This is a genomic window from Petrotoga miotherma DSM 10691 (assembly GCF_002895605.1).
In the GTDB taxonomy this organism is placed as follows: Bacteria; Thermotogota; Thermotogae; order Petrotogales; family Petrotogaceae; genus Petrotoga; species Petrotoga miotherma.
This window is the reverse complement of sequence record NZ_AZRM01000016.1, coordinates 1-18,535: the sequence shown is the minus strand read 5'-3', so window position 1 is coordinate 18,535 and position 18,535 is coordinate 1. Positions and strand designations below refer to the sequence as shown.

The following is an 18,535-nucleotide window of genomic DNA, read 5'->3' as shown; positions in this document are numbered from 1 at the left end:
CCGGATTTTATTGATTGTTCGGTGAAAGTATTGAAACATATTTATTATTAGAAAAAATATTGTTTGCCGTTTCAATAACTTTATCAATTTCAACCTTTTCTATATTTTTTATAAATTCTTCTATTGTAATGATTTTACCATAATTTATGTATAAATCTAAAACATTTAAAGCCATAGATAAATTGTTTTCTACCTCTAAAGTCAATTTGCCGATTAATCTCTTCTTTCCGTAATCGAACCATTTTTCGATTTCTTTATTATTCTTGAGATCTTCTACAACTTCCTGTATTTTTCCGAGTAGTTTTTCCAAGTTTTTATCTGTTGTTGCGGCATAAAATAATAGCAAACCAGCTTTTGGATAAGTTTCATAATCAGATGTGACTTCGTAAGCCAAACCTTCTTCTTCTCTAATTTTCGAAAATAAGAGAGAACTCATTCCACTTCCCAGAAAGGTATTGAGTACTAGTGTAGAGTAATATGACTTATCTAATTTAGGAGGTGCTTTAAAACCTTGAACTAAATAATTGCTAGCTAAATCATTTTTGAATTTTTTGATGAAGATTTCTTTATCAACTATAGAAGGACTGGCAATGCTATTTTTATAAGAGTTCAAATTTGCAATACTTTTTATTCGGTTGAGTTGTTTCAATACTGAATCCTCATCGAACTTTCCTGATATTATGACTACTGTATTTTCCGGTTGATAGTATTTGTTGTGGAACTCTTCTATTGTTGTTTTCTTTATATTCATAACGGTATCTTTGTATCCCATTATAGGTCTTGAAAAGTTGTCATCGTATACATTTTTGTACAAGTTTTCAAATACAATGTTTATGGGTTCATCTTCATATGAAGAGATTTCTTCTAATATTATACTTTTTTCCTTTTCTATGTCGTCTTCTTTGAATAAAGGTTCATAAAGGATCTCTGACATGATTTCTAGTGTTTCATTCAATTTTAGAGAAGGTATCTTTGCAAAAAAAACTGTGAAATTCTTTGAAGTAAAGGCATTTAAGACGCCCCCTACTTCTTCTATTGGTTGTTTTATTTCGAAGGTATTTTTTCTTTTAGTTGCTCGAAAAGAAACATGTTCAATGAGATGAGATAATCCTGCATTTTCTTTTACCTCCTGTGAGGAACCTACTTTCACACAAAAAAGTACGGACGCACTCATCATAGAATCCCTGTTGATAAGAATTACATCTAAACCATTGTCTAATATTTTATGAGTATACAAAGTGGGTTTTACCTCCATACGCTTAGGGACTCCGTCCCTAAGAACCTTATTGATAACGTTTAAAATCATTTTTCCTTAAATATTTTGTTTGGAAAAACAGAAAATTTACTATATTTAATTATACCATAACATTATCAATTATATCTAAAATATCATACAAACAATTGGGTTGATAATTATTCTAAGTAAGATCTTCGAAAGGGGCTATAAAATTTGCTCTGATTTTTGATTATAAAATAAGTAATAAAATTGTCAGACATTTTAGGAATAAAATGAGGAGAGGAACGAGGCAAAAGTGCAAGAACTCTTTTATCCTTGTGGGTAGGGAGCGGGGCAAAGGGGCGCTGTATATAAGTTTTAGAACTTCTAAAGACAATATCTATATACAATTAATAAAAACATGCGGTTAAAAAGCCGCACGTTTGATTTGTTAATTTCCTTCTTTTAATTGTTTTAATTGGAATTTTCCTTGGTCTTCAACCTTCATTACCTCGACTTTAACCTTATCACCAATTTTAAAAGTCTGAAGTTTGTCTTTCAAATTGGATACATGCAACATTCCAACCTTGCCTGGTAACACTTCGACAAATATGCCGTATTTTTCGACCCTTTTTACTGTGCCTTCAAAAATTCCACCTTTTTCTACTTCTGCGATTGAATTTTGAATATGCTTAATAGCTTCATCAACTTTACTTGCATCATGGCCGGTTATTTTAACTTTTCCATCATCTTCTATGTAAACTTCAACATTGTATAGTTCGCTGATCTCTTTAATATTTTTTCCTCCGGGTCCGATTACTTCTCCTATTTTTGAAACGGGTATTTTAAACACTTTCATTATTGGGACGTATGAAGACAGTTCTTTGCGCGGTTGGGGGATAGTGTCATACATCTTATCCAAAATCCTTAACCTTGCTATCTTTGCTCTTTCTAATGCCTTTTGAAGAACTTCCTTATTAACTTGACTAGTTTTAACATCCATTTGAAAAGCAGTTATACCCTCTCTAGTTCCTGCCACTTTAAAATCCATGTCTCCGAGATGATCCTCCATCCCTAAAATATCTGTTAAAACTACGAAATTATCGTTTTCAAAGATCAAACCCATGGCAATACCTGCCACATGTTTCAGGATAGGTACACCTGCATCCATTAAGGCCAAAGAAGCGGAACATACGCTAGCCATCGATGAGGAACCGTTAGATTCTAAAATATCCGAAACGACTCTAATAGTGTAAGGGAACTCCTCATCGTTTGGGATAAGGTTTTTATGTGCCCTTTCTGCCAAATGTCCGTGGCCAATTTCTCTTCTGCTGACTCCTCTGAGCCTTTTTACTTCACCAGTTGAGAAAGGCGGAAAATTATAATGGAGCATGAACCTCTTTTCTTCGTCGCTGAATATGGTATCAATAACTTGAACATCCAAAGGGGCACCTAATGTAACAGTTCCGAGAGATTGCGTTTCCCCTCTAGTAAAAAGAGCAGAACCGTGCACTCTTGGTATCAGTCCCACTTCACAGGTGATGTCTCTAATTTCATCACAATTTCTTCCATCAACTCTTTTGTTCTCGTTAATAATCATCTTTCTCATCGATTCTTGAAGTTTTTCTTCAAACGCATTTCCTAAGAATCGTTTTTTATCTTCAAAAAAGGCAACACTCCATTTTTCCAAGAATTGTTCTTCAAATTTTTTCATTACATTCTTTTTATACTCTGATATAACTTTATCCCTGTTTTTTTTACCGTTGGTAAGTAGTACGTTTTTTAACTCTTCTTCGTTGATGAGTGAGAGGTAATCTTCAATAAATTCCCCTGGGATTATTTCTTTTTGAACTTCCCATTTTTCAATGTTAAATTCTGAAAGAAACTCTTCTTCAATTGATATAATTTCTTTTATCTTTTCCTGTGCAAACATCAGAGCGTCGACCATCTCTTCTTCCGACACTTCCAGTGATTCACCTTCTACCATTGTAACTGCATCTTTTGTTCCTGCAACGACCATGTCGATTCTAGAATTTTTTAGTTGCTCTTGAGTTGGGAAGGCAACGAACTGCCCATCAACGTATCCTATTCTCACTCCTGCGACGATACCATCAAATGGGATAGGTGAAAGATTCAAGGCTAATGAAGCACCTGTTATACCCCATGTTTCTATGCTGTCGTCATTCAACATTGAAAATACCGTAGTTATTACTTGAACCTCGTTGAAGAAATCTTCTGGGAACAAAGGTCTAATCGGTCTATCGATAAGTCTTGCAGCTAATATAGCTTCATCACTTGGCTTTCCTTCCCTTTTTATGAATCCTCCCGGAATTTTCCCAACTGCATAGAATTTTTCCTGAAATTCTACGGTTAATGGGAAAAAATCCTGGCCTTTTACAGCATCTTCCGAAGCGTCTGTTGTAACTAATATGGTTGACTCGTTAAAAGTCAGCATCACTGAGCCAAGAGACTGTTTGGCAACTTTGCCGTGTTCAATACGTAATTTTCTCCCAAACAGTTCTTTTTCCAATACTTTCATTCTCACACCTCCATTATAAAAACAAAACGGAGCGTATGCCCCGCTTTTTGAAAATTTGTTATCAACCTCTTATACCTAATTTCTTAATAATCTCTTGATAAACTAAGGGTTTGTTTTTCCTCAAATATTTGAGCATCTTTCTTCTTTTTCCTACCATCATCATCAATCCACGTCTACTATGATAATCTTTTGGGTGTTGTTTCAAATGTTCCGTTAGATGTTTTATTCTAGCAGAAAGTAGAGCTATTTGTACTTCTACAGAACCAGTATCCTTATCGTTGACTTTAAATTCCTCGATAAGTTCTTCTTTTTTTTCGGGATCCAATCCTCTAGACATCTTTTCTATAACCTCCTACAAACAATTCCTTTAACTAAGTAAAGGGGTTACTCCCTAAACTGAGTTAAGGTTCTAAATATATTATACAATCATATCATTATTTTGTCAAATTTATTGATTCAGTTGATGATATTTGATCTTCATTTATGTATTCCCGAATTGCATGTGAAGCAGCTATAGCTCCATCGGATACGGCGGTTACAATTTGTCTGATTTCTTTGTGTCTTATATCTCCTGCTGCATAAATACCTTTAATATTAGTTTCCATATTCTCGTCTGTAATTAAGAAACCATATTCGTCAAAATCGAAAAGGTCGGCATTTAAAAAGCTAGTTTCTGGTACTAAACCAACAAAAACAAAAACTCCATCGAAAGGTTCTTCGTAAACTTCACCGTTTTTTAGATTTTTTATGACTAAACTTTCGACTTTATCTTTGCCTTTAATTTCTTCAACGACTGAGCTCCATTTAAATTTTATGTTTTTTCGAGAAAAAGCTCTATCTTGATAAAGCTTATCTGCTCTAAGTTTATCTCTTCTATGAATTATATAAACTTCTTTAGCTATATTCGATAAATAAACCGCTTCCTCCACAGCTGTGTTTCCCCCTCCAACGACAGCAACCTTTTTGTTTTTAAAAAAATGGCCATCGCACGACGCACAGTAAGAAACACCTCTGGAGGAAAATTCTTCTTCACCTTTCACTTCTAATTTTCTGGGGTTAGATCCACTTGCTATTATTATTGCTTTTGATTTAATTGTTTTTCCATTTTCCATAACGACCATTTTATTGGAGCCTTCATCCTTATCTGCCGTGAGGCCGTCTATCAATTCTATCACCTTTCCGTCATAAAAATCGGCTCCGAAGTGCTCTGCGTGCTCTTTCATCAAAGAGGAGAGCTCTTCACCTTTTACTGTTTTAAACCCGGGGTAATTTTCTATTATATCCGTTAAATTCATTTGACCGCCTTCAATTGCTTTTTCAATTACAAGCGCAGAAGCTCCACCTTGTAAAGCATATATAGCAGCCGAAATTCCCGCCGGTCCACCACCGATTATTACAATGTCATATTGTTGTTTTATTTCCGATTTTTTGTTGGCCCCTTCAACGTTAAAAAACATCCAAGAACCTCCTTCAGTTTGTCCTATTCAACAGCTTTTAAAACTTCTTCCACAAAACTATTTTCAGGGTAGGCCCCTACGAACTCACCTTTCTTTATCCATCTTTCATTTTCTTTTTCTTCTATCACAGTATGTGGAACGGAACTAACACCGTATTCGAAAGATATTCTATCAAATTCGTTTGCTTCTATCATTTCCCCTGTTATATTAGGATTTAACATAGCTGTTTGGTGAGCTGCAAAAACGGCCCTAGGGCAGTATGGGCAGGTTGGAGTTACAAAAACTCTGATTCTTATCTTTTTATTTATCTGGGATAATTTTTCTTTGTTTTCATCGCTGAAAGAGTTCACACTTTTATTAGAAACAGCTATAATATTTTGAAGAAGGGTGGTGAACTCGTAACCAGACGGGATTCCATAGTATCGAATGCCATAATCGTTCCCTTCACTATCTAATATTAATGTAACGGGTGATAAATCTTTTTCAATCTCGTACTTGTTGATTTCTTCGGAATCAGAATGATAGGTGTTAACCTTTATTCTATCGTCTAATTCTTTGAGTTCTCCAAGCAACTGTTCAACTATTTCAGAGTATTCTCCGTCATTTTTGATTAAGAATATTTGAACAGATTCTGTCAATTCCTCTAAAATTTCTTTTACTTTATTTTGTGTTTCTTTGTCCATTAATTTTTCCATATTTTAAAAACCTCCATCTAATTTAGTATTTATATACCTCCTATAGGTATATTAACATATTTTGATTTAATCTACTTTAAAATTCTATACGCTGTGTTAATTTTTGATGATTTAACTATTGTTGTGAAAAATAAAAGAATCGATGGTATTATTATTATCAGCGGGTTTAGTGTTAAAGGGATTGACAAAAATAATTTATCCATGAAATAATAAAAAGATACGGCGAAAAGAAAAGCTTCACCTCCCCTCATTAGTATTTTTTTTGAGAGAAAATTGCTAAAGTATGTTTTTTTTGAATATCCGAAAGAGAGAATAGTTATTTTGAACCTTTCATGATATTTTTTAGTGGCTGCGTCAAACGATCTAAGGTAAAATAAGAACAAGATAAAAAATACAATTATTTCCATAAATATTGATAAATCGTTTAAATATTTCAAATAAAAACATACCAGCAAAAAAGATGTTAAGCCGTATATGTTAAAATAATCTACAAAATGATAGGGTTCTTTGTTTTTCATGATCAGAAATTTAATAACAGCAAAAGCTATTAAAAAACTAATTGCATTGATAAACAACGACTTTAATAATACCATAAAAATTACCTCAGAGTTTTATTCTTTATTTTCTGGGTTGCTATCAGGAATTGTATCGTTTTTCGAAATATCTGCCATAGCAGCTACAGAACTCAATATTCCCGAAATTTCATAAGGCATAAAGACCTTTGTTGATTTTCCGTCTGAAATTGCTTTTAATGCCTCAAAATATCTTATAGTTATCAAATCTTTTGTAGGATTACCCTTATGAATTGAGTCGAAAACTTTAAGAATTGCCTCAGCTTCTCCATCTGCTTCGATACTTAATTTATACTTTTGAGCGTCTGCTTTTTTCTTAACGGCTTCCGCCTCACCTTCTGCTTTTAATATCGCGGCGTTTCTGTCTCCTTCCGCTTTGGTAATTTGTGACTGTTTGTACCCTTCAGCTTCTAAGATTACAGCTCTTTTCATTCTTTCGGCTTTCATTTGTTTGCTCATTGCATCCATAATGTCTTGAGGCGGATCGATCTTTTTAATCTCTACTCTGGTAATTCTTACTCCCCATTTATCGGTAGCTTCATCTAATACTTCTCTGAGTTTTGTGTTGATTCTTTCCCTAGAGGTTAATGTTTGGTCTAATTCTAATTCTCCTATAACGTTCCTTAGATTTGTTTGAGCTAATTTAACAGCGGCAGATGTAAAATCTCCAACGTTGTAGACTACTCTATAAGCATCAGTTACCTCGTAATATATAATGGCATCAACAGTAACTATAACGTTATCCCTAGTGATAACCTCTTGAGGTGGAACATCGATCACCATTTCTCTTAAATCTACTTTGGTTATTCTTTCTATGAAAGGCATGATGAAATTTAATCCAGAATCAACCTGTCTATGAAACTTCCCTAATCTTTCTACTAACCCTTTTTCGTAAGGACGTATAATTTTCAAACTCATTGCTGCAATAAAAATCAAAAATAGAACTACTATTATCAATATTACCAACATTGCTTTTCCCACCTTTCTTTTTCAAATTGTGTTCACCAAAAGTGCATTCTATTCCTCTATCTCTTCTTTTTGATTATTTTCAGTGGCTTTGTTTTTTTTTATATACACAAAATTAGCACTTTTTTTTGTGATTGTAACATCATCTCCCACATTAAAATGGGTTTCTTCATCTTCCGGATATGCTCTCCATTCGTCTCCCTTTATTTTAACGATGATTCTTCCTTTATCATCAATCTTATCCACCTTAGCTTTCATACCAACAAATTGATCTTGATAAGGTTTTATGGTAGAAGAACCTTTGTACATATTTTGTACGATTTTTCTCGTTGAGATCCATAACAAAAAAGAAACGGTTAAGAATATTACCAAATTTAAAACAACCGATGAAATAAATAAAGAAGTAATAGCTGCCACCCCAGCTCCTATAGCAAACCATAGAAAGAAAAAAGATGGAAGTATAGCTTCAGCAACTGCAAAAATTATTGCAAAAATAACCCACACGCCCCATTGACCCATAATTATCACCTCATATTTACTTTAGATTTTGAAAACTCTTTCTGGGTGAACGATATTTATTTGTATATTTGGAAATTCTTTATTCATTTCTTCTTTGACTAACTTAATTTTGCTGTTGTACCTACTTGAGACATGGTATATGATGACTCTTTTAGGCTTGGAGATGTTTATTAAATTTTTTAATTCTGATAGGGAGGTATGGTTTCTAATTTTTCTATCCTTTTCATCAAAAAAGGTACATTCATGAACCAGCGTTCCACAATTTTTTGCGAAATTAGGCGGAATAGGTAAAGAATCCCCGCTTATAGTCAATATATTGGCAATGTAATTTTCTAAAATGTCTTCCTTTTTATTGATTATTAGATCTTTTATTTCTGATTCTTTTAGTTCTCTATACTCTTGTTTTAGTCTTTTTCTTTGTTCTAAAATTTGGTAACCAAAAGAGGTTTCTCCAGGGGTGTGTCTTGTTTTAAAGGGTTTTATAAATCTTTTGTTGTTTAGAGGGATCGTATCCGATAATGTCATTTCCTTAAAATCTGTTTCGTATCTTAATCTTTTATTCATTTTACTTATGAATTTTAAATACTCACTAATATTTTCCGATCCCTTTGGATAATAAATTTCAAGTTTTTTATTTCTATTCCCCATAGCGTTATTACGAGTGTTAATGATACCCCATAATCCAGCTATATGATCTACGTGGGAGTGTGTTAAAATAATCTTTTCAATGCCATATATTTTGTTTCCTAACTCTGCACTAACCCCTTCACCAGCATCGAAAAGTATTCTATCAGGCTTATAAAAAACCCATGTCGTATATAATGCCTTTGATCTTATTAAAAACTCCAACTACCACAACTCCCATTGTAATTTATTCGTTTTCTGATTTAATTACTACCTTTATTTCCCCTCTCACAGCTTGAGGGAGTTTCACTTTTAAAGTGTGAGTTCCTAATTCTTTTATGTTTACCTTTTCATCAAACCAAGTTTTATCAAATTTTTCATCGAGTAATTCTTCTATTTTCTCGGATATATCTTGAGCTGTTACAGCACCAAAAAGTTTGCCTTTTTCTCCAGCTTTTGCTTTTATTTCTATTTTTGTATCTTTTAATTTTTCTAAAATTTCTTCGCTTCTTTTTCTTAGGTTTTCCTTCTTTTTGTCTTCTATTTTTTTGTTTTCTTTTATGTGCTTTATATAACCATCGGTTGCTTCAACAGCCAAATTTTTTGGAATCAGATAATTCCTTGCGTATCCATCAGATACCTCTTTTATTTCACCTTTTCTCCCTAATTTTGCCACATCTTCCAGCAACAATACTTTCATCTTTTACAACACCCCTTTGTACAATTTTATCATAATTGGATGAAAAACATACCTTCAAAAAAAATAGATAGAGGGATTCCTCTATCTATTGTATTTACGATGTAAATTGTCGCCTCACTCGTTCACATAAGGAACCAGCATCATTTTTCTAGCACGATGAATCGCTCTTCGAACCATTCTTTGATGTTTGGCACAATTTCCATTTATCCTTTTTGGAAGGATTTTTCCCTTATCGTTCATAAACTCCTTCAATTTTCTAACATCTTTGTAATCAATATATTCAACGTTATCTCTACATAATTTGCATTTTTTTACTTTTTTTCTTTCCCTTTTAACGTAAGCCATCCTAGTTAAAACCTCCGTTTTTCCCAATTGTTATTTTCTTTCCCGTTACCATTTTTTATTAAAAACTTATTTGTACGTTTTTGTGATCAGATAGGTTTATCATCTGAAGAAAGATGATTTTCGAGATCACTAAAGCTTTCTTCTAAGAGAGCATCGTTCTCGAGTAAAGCGTCATCATCTATTTCTTCGATCGTATTATCATTGTCTGAAATTCTCTCTTTCTCTGAGAATCCTTCTTCCACCCTAATGTCCATATCAGAAAATTCGTTAGCTTGTTGAGCCTTTTTTGTTTCCATAAAATTCATTCTATTAGCCCAAATTTCTGCGGTTTCTCTTTTAATATTATCTCTATCTGTCCATTGATTAATATGAAGTGATCCTTCTACTAGGATCAACTTTCCTTTTTTTAAATAGTTTGATGCAAAATCTGCTTGTTTACCAAAAGCCACGATTTTTATGAAATCTGTACCATCTTGATTATTTGAAGTACGTCTGTCAACAGCTAAGTGAAAGTTTGCAACGTTATTTCCATTCATAGTAGAGCGTATCTCTGGATCTCTGGTTAATCTTCCAACCAAAATAACTTTATTATAAGAAATAGACATAAGAAACACTTCCTAATTTTAGTTAAATTTCTTCACTAGTTTCTGGTTCTTCTACCTTTATTTTTGATTCTTTCTGAGTTTTTCTTACTTTTTTTTCAAGATCTTCTCTTCTAATCGTTTGGAACCTAAAAATCTCTTGGTTAACTTTAAAAAGATCATCCAGTTGGTTAACCTTTTCTGGATCAGCTTTGTATATGATGTAAGTGTAATCTCCTTCTGTAAATTTACCTTTTTGAGTTCTATAGGCTAATTTTCTTACACCCCATCTCGTGAACTCTTCGACTTCACCTTCCAGTTGGCCTTCTATCCAACCTCTCACCTTTTCTGCCAAAGCATTTCTTTCCTCTTCAGGAATGTCTGTTCTAATGACAAACATTGTTTCATAGTATCTTTTTCCCACTTTATACCTCCTCCTATGGTCTTAGGCCTCTGAACTTATCAGAAGCAGGATTTTTTCATGTGCAATTATAACAGAAAATAGAAAGAAGGTTATTGTTTTTATTTAAAAATTATATTAAAATTCTATACCAAATCCAAAGTTTAGTCTTAAAATGTTTTCATCTTCAGTTGAAGGTTCGAAAGTATCTTTATCTTCATTGAATTCTAATTTGTTTTGTATTACTCCCATATCGGCTGATAGGTTAAATTCAAGATTTTTAAAATAGAAGTTTGTTGCTATGGTATATACATATCGTTTTTCCAAAAGCGGATCATCCAAAAGGTAGGTGCCTTCATCTGGAGCGGTATCCTCGGTTGGTGATTTGCTTCCAGAAAACACCGTTTCAAAAGAAGAATAAAGGTTGAGCCAATTATTGTACGTGTAATCATAGTCAACTAGGAAAGAAACCGTGTTTTCGCCGTATTTGTATCCGATGTAGTTATCTGTGTACTCTATAATCTTCATAATCTTCTCATTATCATCATTATAGTAATAATAAATACTTTCTGGATAGATAGTGTAACTACTGTCCCCACATCCTGGTTGAAAAGTGTATCGGGTTGCAAAGGCACCGTAAACACCAAAAGTTCCTAAGTTGCTTGTTAGATTTAAGCCTGAAGAAAAGGCTACTTTATCAGGATTTTGTGTGCCCTCTGGATTGAAGAACCTGTTGGTGTTGAAATCGTCTACTAATAGTTGAGAGTATATATAATAATTAGAGTCCTTGTAATCAAAGAAGAATCCCATTATTGAGTTATCGTTTATATCTTCAGACCAAGGCATATCATTCTTGAATGCTCTAATCTCTTGAGCAAAATATGCAGGCATGGGGTTTAGAAAATAAAAAAAGTCAAAGGCCCTGTTGTAAACTAGCACATCTTGATAACCTACCCTGAAATTGCCAAATTTCAATCCATACGTTTTGTAATTCATTGCTTTAGGAGCAAAATTCCAGTTATTTTCACTTACCAATTGAACCCACATAGTTTCAAAAAAGAAATGTTCATCTTCATAACCTACATCTAAATTGACAAGAGGAATATTATTGGAAGAAAAGAACAATGAATAAGGAGAATTCACCTCATCTTTTAGTTGCTTTATACCACCACTCAACTCAAGGGTTTGATCGTCGTTTCTAAGGGTGATATAACTATTTTCTATCAAAAAATAATGATCCCAATAATAATTTGACTCATAAAAATAATATTTATCATCGTTGTAGAAGGCTAACCCGCTTGTGATATCAAAGTTTGGGGTGTAATTGTATAATTTTATACCTATCCTGTCAGTGAAGGTTTCTTCGTCGTAATTATCGTATGTTCCTTGAAAGTCAACTTCTAAATTTATTGAAAATCCAAGTGAAAAAAGTAAAAGAATCGTTAAAAAGGGAAACAAAGTTTTTTTGTACATTTTATACCCCCTCAGCTTAGCTGGTAACTATCTTGCTCAACTATCTCTCGCAATCTTTTGATTTTAGAATCTTCCCCCAGTACTATTATCACGTCTCCTTCTTCTATTATTGTATTTGCCTTAGGATTAAATATGCTGTTATTATCCTTTTTTCTTACGGCTATCACAATCATATCTACCTTGTCGGGTAGGGCTATTTCTTTAAGGGATTTACCAATTACCCAAGAGTTTTTGGGTATATCCACCTCTTCCAGCTGTAAATCTTTTTCAGGTGTGTGTATTATCGTTTCAAGAAACGATACAATGTTAGGCCGGGTTGCCATATAGGCTAATCTATTACCGGAGATTTCAGATTCAAGAACGATCTTGTTGATCCCGGCATAAGAAAGTTTCTTCACCGATTCTGGGTCGTTGACTTTTGAAATAATGTTGATTTTAGGAACTATACTTTTCACCGTTAAAGCAACAAACAAGTTATCCACATCGGAAGGTAGGGTTAATATGATGCTATCGGCTCTTTTGACTCCAACTTCTTCCAGCACCGTTTCATTTTTTGCGTCACCAATAAAATATGGAATTTCCGCATTTATTTCTTTTAGAAATTGTTGGGCTCTTTCTTCTGATTTGTCCAATAGGATAAAATCTTTTTTCTCTTTTAACAGATTTTGACAGACAAAAAATCCTGTTTTACCGGCTCCTACAACAATATAATGATTATTCATACCATCTATTTTTTTCATCCTTTTTCTTACCTCCAAAACGTTTCTCATCTCACCTTCAACAATGAAGGAGGTTAGGGTTGAAAGAGAGTATAAAACTACCGTTATTCCAGAGAGGATCAATGCCATTGTAAATATATGTGAAACTCTCGATAGATCGGCAGGTATATCGTATCCAACGGTACTCAATGTGATTATAGTAAAAAATAGAGAGTCTAAAAAAACCCAATCTTCCAGTACCATATACCCTACCGTTCCAGTAAAGACTATTAGAACAAAAATTATAATGGATATCACAAATCGTCTTATTTTTAAAGCGAGAGTTTCATTCATTTGATCGAGACATGTGCCCCCTTTCACGTTGGAGATTAATGGTTTTTACCTTATAATCATTAATGTTTGATCCCCCTCGACGCTGTCCCCTCTTTTTACCAAAATTTTTTCAACTATACCGTCGTTTTCGGCTGGTATTTCATTTTCCATCTTCATTGCTTCTATTATGACAAGCTTATCTCCAGCTTTAACGCTCTGTCCTTCTTTCACATTTATTTCGTTAATTACTCCTGGAAGAGGAGCTTTGACCTCATAACCGGCGTCTGTTTCTCTTTTAGTTGACTCCTCAGGGATCTTTTCCTCTTCATCTTTTTGTTTTTTCGTAGGTTTTTTCTTGGCTCTTTTTTCGTTTTTTTTGTCGACAGTAGGTTTGGGAGACTCACTAAATTTCTCTTTTTCAGAGGTTCTTTCTTCTGTTTGTTTTATTTTTTCTTCGTTAGTATTTTCAGAGCCTATTTCCTCAACTTCAACCTCATAGGTTTTATCGTTTATAGTAACTTTGAATTTTCTTTTCAATTTACTTTACCTCCACCTTTTTTTGTAATAAGGTCTCCAAGAAATAGAAGGTTCATGTTTCATCCATCTTGTTTTAATTTCCCTTTTTGATTCTAACTCTTTGTTTGAAACTTCTTTAATACTTTCAATTTTGAATTCTTTATGAGTAAGATAAGTAGTTATAGCTGAAACGATAGCAAAAAGTTCTTCTTCATCTCTTTTTTCATGGTTTTCAATTCTTTTAACTTGTGGTGGCTTTATGTACTCTTTTTGAGGTTTTCCTAAACTTGATTTGCCCGGTAAATTATTACTATTTTTACTTTTAAAGAAAAAGCGAAAAAGCCAAATAATCGTCATTAAAATTATTAACAATAAAAAAACTATAGATATTCCCATTAACGCAATAAACCATACATTTTTCATAATTACCCCTCCATCATAAAGGAATATTTCCATGCTTTTTAGATGGAGTTGGTTTTACCTTTGAGTAAGCTATAGAGAGAGAAGCAGATAATTTTTTTCTTGTTTCGATGGGTTCTATAACATCTTCTATATAACCCCTTGAGGCTGCTTCATAGGGATTTGCAAACCGCTCTTTGTATTCTTCTACGCGTTTTTTTCTCGTTTCTTCCGGATTTTCGGAATTTTCTATCTCTTTTGCAAAGATAATGTTTGCTGCTCCTTCGGATCCCATAACAGCTATTTCCGCAGTTGGATAGGCAAATACGAAATCAGCGCCTAAATGTTGTGAAGCCATTGCAATATATGCTCCACCGTAGGCTTTTCTAAGAATTACAGTAATCATTGGAACTGTGGATTCAGAATAAGCATACAAAAGCTTTGCTCCATGTCTAATTATTCCTCCGTGTTCTTGTGATACTCCTGGTAAATATCCAGGTGTGTCAACAAAGGTTATAATAGGTATATTAAAAGAATCACAGAATCTTATAAATCTGGCTGCTTTATCGGAAGCATCGATATCGAGCGAACCGGCCAAGATTTTTGGTTGGTTGGCAATGATTCCAACAGATTTTCCTTCCAATCTGGCAAATCCTACAACCATATTTTTGGCAAAATGAGGATGAATTTCGAAGAAAGTACCGGGATCGAATACTAATTTGATTAAATCTTTTACATCGTAACTTTTTTTCGGGTTAGGTGAAACTATTTCGTTTATTTCTTCAGGTAATTCGTAGCTTTTATCGTAATCAGTGGGTTCTACAGGATCCATATTGTTTGAAGGTATGTAAGAAAGTAGCTTTCTGACAAGTTCCATGGCTTCCTCATCGTCTTTTGCCAAAAGGTGGGCAACACCACTTTTTGAGTTATGAATCTTTGCCCCACCCAGATTCTCTTTATCAATGTTTTCTCCAGTCACAGTTTTTATAACCTGAGGGCCGGTGATGAACATTTGGGAAGTTTGATCAACCATAATTACGAAATCAGTTATCGCTGGAGAATAAACCGCTCCTCCTGCACACGGGCCTGCTATAACAGTTATTTGTGGGATTACACCAGAAGCCTGGGTGTTTCTATAGAAGATTCCACCGTAGCCATATAGAGCATCAACCGCTTCCTGTATTCTGGCTCCTCCAGAGTCGTTTATTCCGATTAAAGGAATGCCGTATTTCATTGCCAAATCTTGTAATTTCATTATTTTCTTTGCATGCATTTCTCCAAGGGATCCACCTTGAATGGTGAAATCTTGGGAAAAAATTGCAACTTTTTTGCCGTTGATCTCTCCAAATCCTGTGACAACTCCATCGTATGGAAATTCTTTTTTATCTAAATCAAAGTATGTACATCTATGTTTAACTAACATATCGATTTCTTCAAAAGTACCTTCATCTACGAGAGCTTCTATTCTTTCACGGGCTGTTAACTTACCCATTTTATGTTGTTTTTCTATTCTCTCTTTCCCTCCTCCAACAAGAAGGGATTCTTTCTTTTTTCTCAACTCTTCTATTTTTTGAGTTAGTTCTTCATCTGGCATATATAAAGCCTCCTTATTTGCGATATTTACTGATTTTAGAAACTCTAAAATCTCTTTTAGCGTCCCTTTGCCCCGTAGCCCGCCCCTTTAAGGAAGGGGCCGAAGGTCCCTTAGACCCTGCAACCCCTAATTTATTATTTTTGATATTCGACAAACTCGGTTAAAATACCGTTAGCAGATGTAGGATGTAAAAAGAAGACTAAACTTCCACCCGCTCCTCGATTAGGTTCATCAGATAAGGTTTTATAACCAAGTTTTTTTGCGTTTTCTAAGACCATTTTAATGTTATCTACTTGATATGCGATATGGTGGAATCCCTCGCCTCGTTTTTTTAAAAAATTTGATATTTCAGAGTCCTCTCTCATAGGTTCCATAAGTTCTATTCTAACATCTTTTATGTACAAAAAGGTAACTTTTATACCCCTATCTTCAAGGAACTCTTCTGCACTTTTTTCAACGTGAAGCAAGTCCCTATACAACTTGGATGCTTCTTCTATGGAATTGACAGCAATTCCAATGTGGTCAATTTTGGGTTCCATTGTTTCCCTCCTCTTCACAGATGAATGCTATAACGTCTTTTTTAAGGGAATCGACATCTTGATTTTCTAAAGAATAACCTTCCAAGAAATTTTCTATCAGATGGAAAAGATAGTTTTTAACACGACTTTTTTTTCTTAAATTTTCTTTTGAATTATGGATTTGAAAGTATTTTCTGCTCGATTCTAACCATTGGTAAACTTTTTCAAATCCTTTGTTTTCAGTAGAACTAACACTAAAAACTTTTTTATCATCTTTGTTTTGTGAATCTAAATAATTTTCTAAGTACATTAAAAACCTTTTGGAATTAGGTAGATCTATCTTGTTGACAATATAGCAATCGGCTATTTCCATTATTCCTGCCTTATAAATTTGAATTTCGTCACCAGAATCAGGAGATAATATTAAAAGAGTATTGTCACAAGCATAGAATATATCGATCTCTGATTGACCGGTTCCCACTGTTTCTATGATTATTGTATCGAAGCCAAATGCCTTCATTACATCTATGATATCATAAATTGAATTGCAGACTCCCCCCATTGCACCTCTACTTGCTATACTTCTGATATAAACGTTAGAAGAGTTGGTTAAATCAAACATTCTTACCCTATCTCCCAAAAAAGCCCCACCACTGAAAGGACTGCTGGGATCAATCAATATTATTCCAATATTCTGACCTTTATTGGAGTAAAATGAGACTAATCTTGAGATAAAAGAGCTTTTTCCAACGCCAGGACTCCCTGTAATACCTATTACATATGAATTTTTTGGTTGAATATCCGAATGTAATCGAGAAATAATTTCCCAGGTTTGCAAATAATTATCTTCTAATAGAGATATCATCTTCGCTAAAGCAGTTTTATTCTGGGCTTTAAATTTTGGAAGTAATTGTTCATACTTTTCTGCCCATTGCAATATCTTTCACCTTCTCTACGATTTCTTTTAACGAGGTACCTGGGGTAAAAATTTCGATTATGCCCATTTCCTTTAGTTCTGGGATATCTTCTTCTGGAATGATTCCCCCGAGGGTAACGGGTATATCAGCTTCCTTTTCCTTTAGTAAATTTAGTATTTTTTTACACAACTTCTTGTGTGCACCTGAAAGTATAGATAAACCAATTAAATCAACATCTTCTTGTATTGCCGCTTCAACAATTTCTTCTGGGGTTCTTCTTATGCCTGTGTATATTACTTCCATTCCAGCGTCTCTTAGTGTTCTTGCTAAAACTTTGGCTCCGCGGTCATGACCATCGAGGCCTGGTTTAGCTATTAATACACGGATTTTTGTACTCATTTGAATGCTGCCTCCTTTCCAAATGGTAAATGCTGACTTTAGAAGCTCTAAAACTTGTGTTAGCGCCCCTTCGCCCCGCTCCCCACCCTCATTGTCTAAAGTCTCTAAAATGGCAAAGGTTCAGTTAGTGTGAACTACTTACCTCTAAAGAGGTAAGCTTCCTAATTCATCGACCGTTGCGACAAAGAATGCCCGTCTTACACAGTCTCCAAAGGCTTTACTTCCCCCAGTTCCTGGGGTAGAGTAAGTTTATACAACAACTAGCTGTTCTATTCCAAACCGCCTAATATTAACAGCAGCATTTATATCTCTATCATGTTTAGTTCCACATTCAGGACATATCCATTCTCTATCAGAGAGTTTCAAATCTACGTTCTTATATCCACATACACTACAAGTCTTAGACGAAAGTTCAAACATTCCTATCTCGATTACCTTTTTGCCTAACCTCTCTGCTTTGTATTTTAGGAATGTTTTGAATTGATACCATCCTGAATCTGAAATACTCTTTGATAGTTTACGATTTTTAAGCATACCTCTTATATTGAGAGTTTCCACAACGAAGACATCAGCTTGGTTCTCACTGATTTCTTTCGTTAGTTTATGCAGAAAATTCTCTCGTGTATTTTTAATTTTCTCATGTATTCTAGCAACTTCTAATTTTGCCTTGTCCCAATTCTTAGAACCTTGTTCTTTGCTTGAAAAAATTTTATATGCATGTTTTAGTTTTCTTTCGTATTTGCGTAAGACTTTAGGAGCTTTAACCTTTGTTCCATCGGATAATACAACAAGATCTTTAAGTCCCATATCCATACCGATTGAGTTTTCGTAGTCTATATCTCTTTCAGGGTAAGAACCTTCTACTTGGAATGTTATAGAGACAAAGTACTTACCTGTTGTAGTTTTAATGAAAGTACAATTTTTTATCTTTGCATTTGGATCGATTTTTCGATGTACTCTTACTTTAATACCTTCTTTAAATTTTGGTACGAAAAGAATTTCGTATTTATCATTACCCTCATTTTCATATAGTTGTATATGTTGTGGAACTCTAAACGATTGTCTACTTGATTT

The 18,535-nt window shown here is 34.0% G+C and carries 22 protein-coding genes; all 22 read right to left on the bottom strand.

The genetic code is table 11. The features are described from left to right. Positions 1-7 precede the first annotated feature (7 nt). On the bottom strand, positions 8-1,237 hold the full coding sequence (locus X928_RS03345) for a M16 family metallopeptidase (RefSeq protein WP_169926289.1): 1,230 nt from the start codon (positions 1,235-1,237) through the stop codon (positions 8-10). 430 nt (positions 1,238-1,667) lie between these two features. After that, positions 1,668-3,755, bottom strand: coding sequence for a polyribonucleotide nucleotidyltransferase (locus X928_RS03340; RefSeq protein ID WP_103078493.1), 2,088 nt, complete (start codon positions 3,753-3,755; stop codon positions 1,668-1,670). Between the two features lie 61 nt (positions 3,756-3,816). After that, positions 3,817-4,092, bottom strand: coding sequence for a 30S ribosomal protein S15 (gene rpsO, locus X928_RS03335; RefSeq protein ID WP_103078492.1), 276 nt, complete (start codon positions 4,090-4,092; stop codon positions 3,817-3,819). Positions 4,093-4,189: 97 nt separating this feature from the next. After that, positions 4,190-5,212 (bottom strand): thioredoxin-disulfide reductase, encoded by a 1,023-nt coding sequence (gene trxB, locus X928_RS03330; RefSeq protein WP_103078491.1) that lies wholly within the window; start codon positions 5,210-5,212, stop codon positions 4,190-4,192. Positions 5,213-5,235: 23 nt separating this feature from the next. After that, a complete protein-coding gene (pdo, locus tag X928_RS03325) occupies positions 5,236-5,907 on the bottom strand; it encodes a protein disulfide oxidoreductase (RefSeq protein ID WP_103078490.1) in 672 nt (223 codons plus the stop codon). Between the two features lie 71 nt (positions 5,908-5,978). After that, positions 5,979-6,500, bottom strand: a complete 522-nt coding sequence (locus X928_RS03320; protein WP_103078489.1) for a hypothetical protein — start codon at positions 6,498-6,500, stop codon at positions 5,979-5,981. A gap of 18 nt (positions 6,501-6,518) precedes the next feature. Next, a complete protein-coding gene (locus X928_RS03315; protein WP_103078488.1) occupies positions 6,519-7,448 on the bottom strand; it encodes an SPFH domain-containing protein in 930 nt (309 codons plus the stop codon). 48 nt (positions 7,449-7,496) lie between these two features. Next, positions 7,497-7,964 (bottom strand): NfeD family protein, encoded by a 468-nt coding sequence (locus X928_RS03310; protein WP_103078487.1) that lies wholly within the window; start codon positions 7,962-7,964, stop codon positions 7,497-7,499. 21 nt (positions 7,965-7,985) lie between these two features. Beyond that, positions 7,986-8,813: an MBL fold metallo-hydrolase gene (locus tag X928_RS03305; RefSeq protein WP_103078486.1), complete on the bottom strand. Its 828-nt coding sequence runs from the start codon at positions 8,811-8,813 to the stop codon at positions 7,986-7,988. A gap of 22 nt (positions 8,814-8,835) precedes the next feature. Then, positions 8,836-9,288: a 50S ribosomal protein L9 gene (gene rplI / locus X928_RS03300; protein ID WP_103078485.1), complete on the bottom strand. Its 453-nt coding sequence runs from the start codon at positions 9,286-9,288 to the stop codon at positions 8,836-8,838. A 114-nt stretch (positions 9,289-9,402) separates the two neighbouring features. Then, complete coding sequence (rpsR, locus tag X928_RS03295) at positions 9,403-9,633, bottom strand: 30S ribosomal protein S18 (RefSeq protein ID WP_103077779.1); 231 nt, start codon at positions 9,631-9,633, stop codon at positions 9,403-9,405. An 86-nt stretch (positions 9,634-9,719) separates the two neighbouring features. Further along, a complete protein-coding gene (locus X928_RS03290; RefSeq protein WP_103078484.1) occupies positions 9,720-10,238 on the bottom strand; it encodes a single-stranded DNA-binding protein in 519 nt (172 codons plus the stop codon). 22 nt (positions 10,239-10,260) lie between these two features. Continuing rightward, positions 10,261-10,638 (bottom strand): 30S ribosomal protein S6, encoded by a 378-nt coding sequence (gene rpsF, locus X928_RS03285; RefSeq protein ID WP_103078483.1) that lies wholly within the window; start codon positions 10,636-10,638, stop codon positions 10,261-10,263. A 114-nt stretch (positions 10,639-10,752) separates the two neighbouring features. Then, positions 10,753-12,087, bottom strand: a complete 1,335-nt coding sequence (locus tag X928_RS03280) for a hypothetical protein (protein WP_103078482.1) — start codon at positions 12,085-12,087, stop codon at positions 10,753-10,755. Positions 12,088-12,098: 11 nt separating this feature from the next. Further along, a complete protein-coding gene (locus X928_RS03275; protein ID WP_103078481.1) occupies positions 12,099-13,139 on the bottom strand; it encodes a potassium channel family protein in 1,041 nt (346 codons plus the stop codon). Between the two features lie 45 nt (positions 13,140-13,184). Continuing rightward, a complete protein-coding gene (locus X928_RS03270; protein ID WP_103078480.1) occupies positions 13,185-13,655 on the bottom strand; it encodes a biotin/lipoyl-containing protein in 471 nt (156 codons plus the stop codon). A gap of 6 nt (positions 13,656-13,661) precedes the next feature. Beyond that, positions 13,662-14,057, bottom strand: coding sequence for an OadG family transporter subunit (locus tag X928_RS03265; protein ID WP_169926288.1), 396 nt, complete (start codon positions 14,055-14,057; stop codon positions 13,662-13,664). A gap of 13 nt (positions 14,058-14,070) precedes the next feature. Next, positions 14,071-15,627: an acyl-CoA carboxylase subunit beta gene (locus X928_RS03260; protein ID WP_103078478.1), complete on the bottom strand. Its 1,557-nt coding sequence runs from the start codon at positions 15,625-15,627 to the stop codon at positions 14,071-14,073. 134 nt (positions 15,628-15,761) lie between these two features. Next, complete coding sequence (gene mce / locus X928_RS03255) at positions 15,762-16,166, bottom strand: methylmalonyl-CoA epimerase (RefSeq protein ID WP_103078477.1); 405 nt, start codon at positions 16,164-16,166, stop codon at positions 15,762-15,764. After that, entirely contained in the window at positions 16,150-17,082 is a 933-nt protein-coding gene (locus X928_RS03250; RefSeq protein ID WP_103078476.1) for an ArgK/MeaB family GTPase, read from the bottom strand. Before X928_RS03250 ends, mce begins: the two co-directional genes overlap by 17 nt. Next, positions 17,060-17,461 carry a cobalamin B12-binding domain-containing protein gene (locus X928_RS03245; RefSeq protein WP_103078475.1) on the bottom strand — a complete coding sequence of 134 codons (402 nt, stop codon included), beginning with the start codon at positions 17,459-17,461 and terminating at the stop codon, positions 17,060-17,062. Before X928_RS03245 ends, X928_RS03250 begins: the two co-directional genes overlap by 23 nt. Positions 17,462-17,710: 249 nt before the next feature. Beyond that, positions 17,711-18,535 (bottom strand): RNA-guided endonuclease InsQ/TnpB family protein (locus tag X928_RS03240; RefSeq protein ID WP_103078474.1); only part of this gene is annotated, 825 nt, incomplete at its 5' end.